Annotated in this window: 3 protein-coding genes; 2 read left to right on the top strand and 1 reads right to left on the bottom strand. The window is 71.6% G+C overall.

Translation table 11 applies throughout. The annotated features are described in order from the left end of the window. Nucleotides 1-241 precede the first annotated feature (241 nt). Nucleotides 242-2,035, bottom strand: coding sequence for a peptidylprolyl isomerase (locus Q7W29_05765; protein MDO9171319.1), 1,794 nt, complete (start codon nucleotides 2,033-2,035; stop codon nucleotides 242-244). A gap of 225 nt (nucleotides 2,036-2,260) precedes the next feature. On the opposite strand from Q7W29_05765, the gene Q7W29_05770 reads away from it, so the two are divergent. Both Q7W29_05770 and dnaE read left to right on the top strand, forming a co-directional pair. After that, on the top strand, nucleotides 2,261-4,063 hold the full coding sequence (locus tag Q7W29_05770; GenBank protein MDO9171320.1) for a M23 family metallopeptidase: 1,803 nt from the start codon (nucleotides 2,261-2,263) through the stop codon (nucleotides 4,061-4,063). A gap of 128 nt (nucleotides 4,064-4,191) precedes the next feature. Next, on the top strand, nucleotides 4,192-7,576 hold a 3,385-nt coding region (gene dnaE / locus Q7W29_05775), incomplete at its 3' end, for a DNA polymerase III subunit alpha (GenBank protein ID MDO9171321.1).

Below are 7,576 nucleotides of genomic sequence, written 5' to 3' on the forward strand. Positions count from 1 at the left end.
AGTTCGAGCAGCGCAAGCGCGAGGAAGCCGAGCGGATGAGCCGGCTGTTCGCCGACGGGGATCAGGACCGAAGGCAGCAGGACAGGCTCAAGGGGATGGATGAGGGGCTGCTCAAGTTCGAGCGGGGCAAGCCCCGCAACCCCTTCGGCGATGGCTGATTCCCGCTGCGATCACGCAGAAGGGCCCCGGTCGCCTCGCAGCGCGACCGGGGCCCTTCGCGTGGACGGTTCCGGTGTGGACGTCAGTTCAACAGCGCCGCCCGGTTGTCCTCGATCTTGGCTTTCTCCAAGCGCTCCTTGTACCAAGCGTCGATAGCCTCCTGCTGCTTGCGCCCGAGCACCGTCTGCTCGAGGGTGGCGCGCTGCGACAGGAAGCCCATCTCGTCGAAGGACGTGCGCCACAGCACGCGCAGGGCGTACAGGCCGCGGGGGGTGTCCACGCGGGGCACCAGCGTGCCGATCGGGTTGGCGAAGGCCGCCTGGTTGAAATCGGTGTTGTAGCCGACCCCGATCACGTTGCCCGTGGCGGTGAAGGTGTCGGTCACGGCGTGGGCGAGGCCCTGCTCGGCGGCGACCTGCGCGAAGGTGCGCCCGCTGTTCAGCGCGGCCACGGCAGGGGAGAGCTTGGCGTCCGCCAGGACGAGCTTCTTCTCGCGGGTGACCTTCACGACGATCTGGGGCTGGACGTCGGCCAGCGGCGCGGGGCCGGCCGGCAGGATCCGCACGTTCCCGACGACGTAGTAGGTGTCCTCGCCGCCCAGGACGCGGCTGATGTCGCCCGGCTTCGACGAGAAGGCGAACTGCGTGCCCGACACGGTGTTCTGGTAGCCGGGGATGTCGCGGCCCTCGCGGCAGGCCTGCGGCGTCTGCACGGCGAGCCCGCTCGCCGCGGCGGCCGAGGCGAACCCCTTGTCCAGGGCGTTCTGGCGGAAGGCCTCGGCCTTCTCGTAGAGCGCGGCGGCGGTGTCGGCCCCCGGGGTCAACTTGAACAGGATGTGCCGCGCGTGGACCTGGCCCGCGGGCTCGTGCGCGAGCACCTCGATGAGGTGGTAGCCGAACTGCGTCTTGACCGGGGCGCTGATCTCGCCGACGGGCAGGCTGAAGGCGGCGTTGGCGAACTCCGGGACCATGCGGCTGCGGTCGAAGCTGCCCAGGTCGCCGCCGTTGGCCTTCGAGCCTTCGTCCTCGGAGTAGAGCGCGGCCGCGCGGGTGAAATCGATTTCGCCGGAGAGGATCTCCTGGCGCACTTCGCCGGCCATGGCCAGGACTTCCGCGTCGTCCGCCGCGCTGGGCTCGATCGGCAGCTGCACGAGCTGGACTTCGACCCGCTTCTGCTCCTCGAACTCGTCGGGATGGGCGGCGTAGTAGGCCGCGATCTCCGCGTCGGTGGGCTGGACGGGCAGCGTCAGGTCGCTCAGCGTGACGCCGACGTACTCGGCGACGGCGCGGCCCGTCTGGCGGGTGAACTCCTCGCGCAGTTCCGACTCGCTGACGGTGGCGTCGGCGGCCAGGGCCGTCATCAGCCGCTGCTGCGGGATCGCCGTGCGCAGGTAGTTGCGCAGGCCGTCCAGGTTGAAGTTCGGGTCCTCCAGGGCCTGCCGGTAGGAGACCTGGTCGAACACCCCCGTGCTGTCGGTGAACTGGGAGCGCAGCTCGACCGGCGGGTCGTTCCAGATCAGGTCCTCGAGCGCCTTGTCGCTGAGCCCGAGTCCCCGCTCCTCGATCTCCAGGTTGGCCAGTTTGAAGCGCAGCAGCGACTGCCAGACGGCATCGGCGGCCATGGCCTCCTGGTTCGCGGTCAGGGCGGCGCCGCCGTACTGCTGCCGCATGTTGGCGAGGTACCCGCGGTACGCATCGTCCCACTCGCTGGCGGAGATCTTCTCGCCGTTGATCTTGCCCAGCACCTGCGGCGAGGGGCCGTTGCCCATGCTCCGATCGTTGCACTGGGCGCCCCACACCACGAAGGTGAAGAGGATGAAGCTGATGGCGATGATCCAGTAGAAGAACTTCGCCCGGGACCGCAGAAGCTGGAACATCGTGGATCTCCTGGTAGCGGAACGACCTGGTATCGAAACGACCTGGTATCGGAGCGGCATCGTGCGGCACGTACCCACGGCCGGTCCCGCGGAACGGGACGGCTCGTCAGGCCGGCACGAATTTGGAAATCTAGCACGGCAGGGCCCCACGGGCCAGGAAAAACGCGTTTGCTGGACATCGCCCCCGACCGCTGCTACCGTAGCCGCCCCCATCCGGAGGTGGAGATGTCCCGGCGCCTCGCCCGCCTGCTGCTCGCAGCCGTCTTGGCCGTCGTCATCGGCGCCGATGACGTCGTGCCGCCGGCGCGCGCCCAGGCCGTTCCGGATCCATCCCCCGTCTGGCCGCTGGACCTGCCGACCCGCCACCTGACCTCGAACTTCATGGAACACCGCCTCGGCCGCTTCCACGCCGGGATCGACCTCAAGACCGGCGGCCGCTGCGGGTTGCCGGTCCGGGCCGCCGAGGACGGCTGGATCAGCCGGCTGCGCGTGGCGCCCTTCGGCTACGGCTGGGTCGTCTACCTGCGCGGCGATTCGGGCCGGACCTACGTCTACGCCCACCTGGAGCGCCTCGCGGACCCCTGGCGGGAACTGGTGCGCGCGGACCTGCGCCGGCGCGGCGCCTCCGAAGCCGACCTCGTCCTGACGCCAGGCGCCCACCGCGTGCGGCGCGGCGAGGTCCTGGCCCTGTCCGGACAGAGCGGCACCCTCGGGCCGCACCTGCACTTCGAGGTGCGCGACGCGGCCAACCTGCCCCTGGACCCGCTGGCGTGGGGCTTCGCGCCGCCCGACACGATCTCGCCGGAGATCCTGGCCGTGCGCTGCCTGCCGGCGGCGCCGGGCGTGCGGGTCGCCGGGTCGGCCGGCGCCCGGCTGTTCGAGACGGGTGCGCCGCTCGCCGGGACCCTGCCGCCGCTGACGGTGGACGGTCCCGTCGCTTTCACGGCCCGCGTGAACGAAACGGCCGACGCCGCGGGCCACCGGCTCGAGCCGTGGCGCCTGACGGTGACCCTCGACGACTCGCTGGTCCTCGAGGCGCGCAACGACGTCTTCGACCTGACGACCCAGGCCTACATGCGTCTGGAATGGCTGCAACTCCCGGGCGGTCGCGAGCGCTGGCTGATGCGCCGCGAGGGCAACCGCCTCGACGGCCGCCGCGGCGGGGAGTGGTCGCGCGACCCGACGGTCCTGCTTCCCGGCGACCACGTCGTGCGCCTGCGCGTCGAGGACCGCGCGGGCAACGCCGGCGAGGTCGCCTGGCGGTTGACGGTGGTCGCCCCGGGAGGCGAGGCGCCGACGGGGGGGGGCTGGCGTCCCTCGCCCGTGGAATCGGCGGGCGAGGCCCCCGGCAGCCGTTTGACCCCGTTCTGCGCGAGCGGGCCGGCGGGCGAAACCGCCGTGTCGCCTGGCCCTTACGCCGCCGTGCCCGACCGGCTGACCCTGGCGGAGGTCCGCCGCGCCCTGCGGTCCCAGGGCCTGGTCCACCTCGGCTGGGCGCTCGACATGCGCAGCCCGGACTGGTGCCGCAGCGAGTCGGTGACGCTGCCCCTCGCGGCCGGTCGGCTCGACACGCTGCCCGACGGGGTGGGGCTCTACATCGACCGCGGCGACGAGACCTGGGGGCGCGTCGGCAGCCCGCAGCGCGCCGGCGCCCTCTGGACGGTCGGGATCGCGGGGCCGGGGCGCTACGCCCTGTTCGCCGACCGCACGCCGCCCTACCTGGGGCCCGGGCCGGCCGAAGGCGTCGTCGGACCCGGTCCGGCCGCCGTCGACCCCGCGGTCACGCCGCCGCGCTGGGAGGTGCTCGCGCTGCCGCTGGACGACCGCGGCAGCGGCATCGATCCCGCGACCGTCAGCGTCGATCTGGACGGCGCCGCGCTTACGCCCGAGCCCGACCCGCTGCGGGACCGCCTGCTGGTCGAACTGCCCGACGATTTGGCCGCGGGCCCGCACCGCCTCGCGGTCGCGGCCCGGGACCGCGCCGGGCTGGCCGTCGAGCGCGTCTACCGGCTGGAACTGCGCCCCTAGACCGCAGGCGCCGCCCCCGGGTGGACGCCAACCCGGCGGTGCTGCTATGGTGGATCGGCGATCCCGGACAGCGACCGCACGACCCGCGTCCTGAACGACCAGCAACCGCGCGACCCGGACCGAGGCCGATGGCAACGACGACGTTCGTCCACCTGCACAACCACTCCGACTACTCGCTGCTCGACGGCGCCATGAAGGCCGAGTCCCTGGCGAAGCGCGCGGCGTCCTTCGGCATGCCGGCGGTCGCCCTGACCGACCACGGCAACCTCTTCGGCGCCGTCGAGTTCTACCTGGCCTGCGGCAAGGCGGGGATCAAGCCGATCCTGGGCATGGAGGCCTACGTCGTCCCCGACCACCGCGACCGCAGCGCCGAGGCCGGCGGCCGCCCCCACCACACGGTGCTGCTGGCCCGCGACCGCACCGGATGGCGCAACCTCATGAAGCTGTCCTCGCGGGGCTACCTCGACGGCTTTTACCACAAGCCCCGCATCGACAAGCAGCTGCTCGACGCGCACCGCGAGGGGCTGGTCGCCCTGAGCGCCTGCCTGTCGGGCGAGCCGAGCCGCTACCTGCGGCAGGGCGACGTCGCGGGCGCGACGCGCGCCGCCGCCGAGTACCGCGACATCCTGGGGGCCGACAACTACTTCCTGGAGATCCAGGACCACGGCCTCGAGGACGAGGCGCGCGTCCGGCGCCTGATGCCCGAGGTGGCGCGCCAGACCGGGGTCGGGCTGATCTGCACGAACGACTGCCACTACCTCGAGCGCGACCACGCTCAGGCCCACGACCTGCTGCTCTGCATCGGCACCAACCGGCAGTTCGAGGACCCCGGCCGGTGGCGCTACGACACCGACCAGATCTACCTGAAGTCCGCGGACGAGATGCTGCAGCTGTTCCGGGACTGGCCCGAGGCCTGCGAGAACACGCTGCGGGTCGCCGGCATGTGCGACCTCAAGCTCGAGCTGGGACAGCTGCTGCTGCCCGCCTTCCCGCTGCCCGCCGGCTTCCCGGACGAGTGCGCCTACCTGGTGCACCTCGCGCGCGAGGGCCTCGCGCGCCGCTACCCCGCGATCACGCCCGAGCTGGAGACGCGCTTCGCCTACGAGCTGGACGTGATCCGGCAGACCGGCTACGCCGGCTACTTCCTGATCGTCTGGGACTTCATCCGCGCGGCGCGGGACATGGACATCCCGGTCGGCCCGGGCCGCGGCTCGGCCGCCGGCAGCCTCGTCTGCTACTGCCTGGGGATCACCGACATCGACCCGATCCGCAACCAGCTGCTGTTCGAGCGCTTCCTGAACCCCGAGCGCGTCTCGATGCCCGACATCGACGTGGACTTCTGCTTCGAGAAGCGCCCGCGGATCATCCGCTACGTCGAGGAGAAGTACGGCCGCGAGAACGTCTCGCAGATCATCACCTTCGGCACCATGGCCGCGCGCGGCGTGCTGAAGGACGTGGGGCGCGTGCTGGGCTTCAGCTTCGCGGAGGCCGACCGGCTCAGCAAGCTGGTGCCCGAGGGCCCCGGCGTCTCGCTGGCGGCGTCGCTGGAGGAGGTGCCCGGCTTCAAGGCCGTGCGGCAGGAGTCGCCGCGGCACGACATGCTCATCCGCAACGCGCTGGTGCTCGAGGGGCTCTCGCGCAACCCGGGCATCCACGCCGCGGGCGTGCTGATCACGCCGCAGCCCCTGATCGAGCACATCCCGATGTACAAGTCCGCCAAGGACGACATCACCAGCCAGTTCGACATGCGCATCGTCGAGAAGATGGGCCTGCTGAAGATGGACTTCCTGGGCCTGCGCACCCTGACGGTCATCGACAAGGCGCTGGACCTGGTGGCGCAGGCGACCGGCAGGCGCCTGACGCCCGCCGAGCTGCCCATGGACGACCCCGAGACCTACCGCTTGCTGCAGCAGGGGCGGACCGTGGGTGTCTTCCAGCTCGAGAGCTCGGGCATGCAGGAACTGCTGCGCAAGATGAAGCCCGAGGCCTTCGAGGACATCGTCGCCGTGAACGCCCTCTTCCGGCCCGGCCCGCTCAACGCGCACATGGACCAGGTCTACGTCGACTGCAAGCACGGCCGCAAGCGGGTGTCCTTCCCGCACAAGGACCTCGAACCCGTGCTGCGCGAGACCTACGGCGTCATCCTGTACCAGGAGCAGGTGATGCAGATCGCGGCCGTCATGGGCGGCTTCTCCATGGGCCAGGCGGACACGCTGCGCAAGGCCATGGGCAAGAAGAACAAGGACATGATGGACCAGATGCGCGTGCTGTTCGTCGAGGGCGCGCGCGCGCGGGAGTACCCGCAGTCGCTGGCGGAGTCCGTCTACGACACCATGGCCGAGTTCGCCGAGTACGGCTTCAATAAGTCGCACTCGGCCAGCTACGCGGTCCTGTCGGTCCAGACGGCCTGGCTCAAGGCGCACCACCCGGCCGCCTTCATGGCCGCGACCATGAGCACCGAGATGCGCAAGTCCGACCGCGTGACCCAGCTCATCGACGAGGTCAAGTCGCTGGGCCTGCGCATCGTGCCGCCCAGCGTCAACAGCCCGAGCTGCGAGTTCGGGGTGCGCGGCGGCGAGATCCTGTTCGGCATGGGCGCCGTCAAGAACGTCGGCGGCAAGGCCATCGAGGAGATCGTGCGCGCCCGCGCGGAGCTGGGCCGCGACTTCCGGGACCTCTACGACTTCTGCGAGCGCGTCGACCTCAACGCGCTCAACCGCAAGGTCGTCGAGAGCCTGATCAACGCCGGCGCGCTGGACGGCCTCACCGGGCACCGCCGCCAGATGCTGCAGAACCTCGACCGCGCGCTGCAGTACGGGTCGCGGGTCGCCCGCGAGCGGTCGCGCGGCCAGGCCTCGCTGTTCGGTGCGGCCGCCGGCGCGGAGGTCGAGCCCGTCCTGGAGCCCTGCGCGCCCCACGACCCGCTGGACGAGCTCAGCCTGGAGCGCCAGGCCGTCGGCTTCTACCTCTCCGGGCACCCCTTCCACGAGTACCGCGAGTTCATGGACGCGCTGCCGGTGTCCGACACGCGGCGGGCTGCGACCCTGGGCGAGGGCGCGTGGGTCGACCTGGCCGGCGTGGTCACCTCCTTCACCGAGGCCCGCGACCGCAACAAGCGCCTGTACGCCCGCACCCACTTCGAGGACCGCCGCGGCATGATCGAGGTCATCGCCTACGCCGACCTCTACGAGAAGTCGGCGCCGCTGATCCAGGGCGACGGCATCCTGATCGTCGGCGGGCGCATGCGGGTCAACGACGACGGCACCCGCATCGTCATCGCCGACCGCGCCGTGACGGTCGACGAGGCGCTGCGGGCCTGGACGCACGAGGTGCTGCTGCGCCTGGACCTGGACGCCCCCGGCGCCGAGACCGCGGCCGACGCCCTCGACGAGCTCGTGCGTTCCTCGCGGCCGGCGGACGGCGCGGACACCGCGTCGGACCGGCCGGTGCCCCTGCTGGTGGAGGTCCTGCGGGGCGGGCGGAGCTGGCTGCTACGCTCGCGCAGCCACCGGG

This window comes from bacterium (assembly GCA_030654305.1).
In the GTDB taxonomy this organism is placed as follows: Bacteria; Krumholzibacteriota; Krumholzibacteriia; order LZORAL124-64-63; family LZORAL124-64-63; genus PNOJ01.